General features: G+C 65.0%; 2 protein-coding genes. Both read left to right on the top strand.

The window, feature by feature from the left end; genetic code table 11:
* Positions 1–849: c-type cytochrome (locus MUO23_11230; GenBank protein ID MCJ7513527.1), on the top strand; the 849-nt coding region annotated here is incomplete at its 5' end.
* An 86-nt stretch (positions 850–935) separates the two neighbouring features.
* On the top strand, positions 936–1,418 hold the full coding sequence (locus MUO23_11225; GenBank protein ID MCJ7513526.1) for a VOC family protein: 483 nt from the start codon (positions 936–938) through the stop codon (positions 1,416–1,418).
* Positions 1,419–1,858: the final 440 nt, after the last annotated feature.

The following is a 1,858-nucleotide window of genomic DNA, read 5'->3' as shown; positions in this document are numbered from 1 at the left end:
TGGCGCAAGCGGAAGATCGCCATCGGGATCATGAGCGTAGCGGTGCTGGGGATCGGGGGGCTCACGCTGATGGCCGTTGCCGAAACCCCGCCGCAGGAGGAAGTCGGCGCGCTGACCTCGATCACCGAGCAGGTGGTCGCTGGCCAGGACCTGTATGCCTTTCACTGCGTCGAGTGCCATGGCGACGAGGGACAGGGCGGTGAAATTGTCGGCGTCGAAGGCCTCGAGGGCGTGGTATTGGCGCCGCTGAATGTTGCGGACTTCATGTACACCCGTACCGACGATACGCTGTACAACATTGTCGAATACGGCCAGCCAGACCTGGGCATGCCGCCGTTTGGCCTGGCCTACGGGGGAGAGCTGCCGCGGGGCGACCTGCAGGCGATTGTGGCCTTCATGCGTTACACCTGGGATGACCGGGTCGAGCTGCCGGCGGACGCGCTCGCTGCTTTTGCGATCCCGACGCTGGCGGAGGGCGAGATCCCTTCCTACAACGTGCACATCGAGCCGCTGATCCGCCGGACCTGCATTTCCTGCCACCGCCCCGGCAAGCAGAACAACAACTTCTGGATGCGCGACCTGAATGAGCTCCTGACGACCGGGGATCATGCGCCCAACCTGATCGCCGGAGACCTGGGCAGCAACCTGATTCGCATGCTGCACCGTGAGGAAATCGAGGCCGGCGGACCGATGCCGCCGACCCGTGAGCTCAAGCCGGAGTGGATCGCCATCTGGGAGGCCTGGGTGTTGGCGGGGATGCCCGAGTTTCCGGTGACGGCCACCCCGGGGGCCAGCCCCCCTGCCTCAAGCCCGACCCCGCTCGCGGCCTCGCCGACGCCGGCTCCCTAGCAGAGTGGCCACAGCGGGCTCGAAGCTCGAGATCGGACTCGACCCAGGGCCAAGCCAAACCAACCAATGGCGAAGGGATGTGAGGTATGTCCGCCAAACAGAAGATCACGCCATTCCTGTGGTTCGACAACAGCGCCGAGGAGGCGGCGAACTTGTACGTTTCGATCTTCAGAAACTCGAAGATCCTGAGCGTGTCGCGCTATGGAGAGGCCGGCCCCGGACCCAAGGGGTCCGCCATGAGCGTCACATTCCAGTTGGAGGGCCAGGAGTTCATGGCCTTGAACGGCGGTCCACAGTTCAAGTTCACGGAGGCGATTTCGCTGTTCGTGGACTGCGCCACCCAGCAAGAGGTCGATGACCTTTGGGCGAAGCTCAGCGCGGAAGGCCAAGCGGGTCCGTGCGGCTGGCTCAAGGACAAGTATGGTCTGTCCTGGCAGATCATCCCCGACGTTCTGGGCAAGCTGCTGCAGGACGAGGATGCGGAGAAGTCGAAGCGAGTCATGGAAGCGATGCTTCAGATGAGCAAGATCGACATCCAGAGGCTTACGCAGGCCTACGACAACGGGTAGCAGGAGCACTTGAGCTAGACACCCCCGCAGGGACGGGGGAATGCTCGTTCCGGCGTCCTGGGAATCCGCCGGCGGGCAGGCTGCACGCCGGCTGGGCGACGCTCAGCGGGAGGACGCCGCCCAGCTTGTCCTGTTCGTCGGGGATTCTTGCGTCCTGCGCCTGTCTGTCTCGCCCCTGGCGGTTAGGTGGATGGCGGGTTCGAGAGCCTCCCGTGGGAGCCGAAAGCGCCTGGCGGGACCGGGGAGTTTCCGGGTGAGCGCCCTGGCCTTGCCCGGGTACCGCATACTGAGTGGCCGAAGCAGCAACGGATGAGGGAGCCGGAGGGGCGAGCGCCGACCCAGAGCCCCGCTTTCCCGGCGGACGCCGCCAACAGCCAGGGGTAACCCCACCCGTGCTGTGAACTGTCGGCCGAACGCACTTGACAAGTATCTCTGGCGGT

This window comes from Anaerolineales bacterium, from assembly GCA_022866145.1.
GTDB lineage: Bacteria > Chloroflexota > Anaerolineae > Anaerolineales > E44-bin32 > PFL42.
Note: the sequence above shows the minus strand (reverse complement) of the source record. Positions and strands in the feature narration are given on the sequence as shown.